Annotated in this window: 1 protein-coding gene; it reads right to left on the reverse strand. The window is 67.2% G+C overall.

Translation table 11 applies throughout. The features are described 5' to 3' along the window. Nucleotides 1-40: 40 nt before the first annotated feature. The coding region (locus LR394_RS41045) for an HARBI1 family protein (protein WP_231450143.1) at nucleotides 41-612 on the reverse strand (572 nt) is incomplete at its 5' end.

The following is a 612-nucleotide window of genomic DNA, read 5'->3' on the forward strand; positions in this document are numbered from 1 at the left end:
CACTGAGCCTGTCCGAGTAACCGGTTCAAACAGAACGTGATCATGTTGTGCGGCCGTTCTCCTGGTGAAGCAGGACGAGTGCTGCTGCGACGATGTCGCCGATGCGCCAGGGGCAGCCGCGCCAGCGGCGCAGGGCCTTGAATGTGATCTTCAGGATCGAGTTGGCGCGTTCGCCCAGGGCCCGCACGGCGCTGTGGAGTCTGTTGTGGGCTTTCTGGTTCACGGTCAGGCTGCCGCCGGCGGGTGTCTTGAACGGCACCAGCAGCAGGTCCTTTTCGCCTTCGTAGCCGAGGTCGGCCAGGGCCTTGTGGTCGTCGTCGATCCACTGGCTCAGCAGATCGAGCAGGTCAGGATCTGCGCGGGCTGCGGTGGTGTCGTGTTCGCGGCCCGGGCGCACGTTCGAGGTCCACAACGGCCAGCCGTCCGGCGCGGAGACGACCTGAATGTTCCCGCCGTGACGGGAGTGCTTGCCCGACCACCACAGATCCACCCCGGGTGTGGGCCCGCGGGTGTGGATACGGTCGGTCTCGATCAGGGTCCCGTCCAGGATCACGTGCGTGTGACCGGCGGCCCGGGCCGCCAGCAACGCTCCGGAAAGGCCCGGCCGGCGAT

This window comes from Kineosporia babensis (assembly GCF_021129305.1).
GTDB classification, from domain to species: domain Bacteria; phylum Actinomycetota; class Actinomycetes; order Actinomycetales; family Kineosporiaceae; genus Kineosporia; species Kineosporia babensis.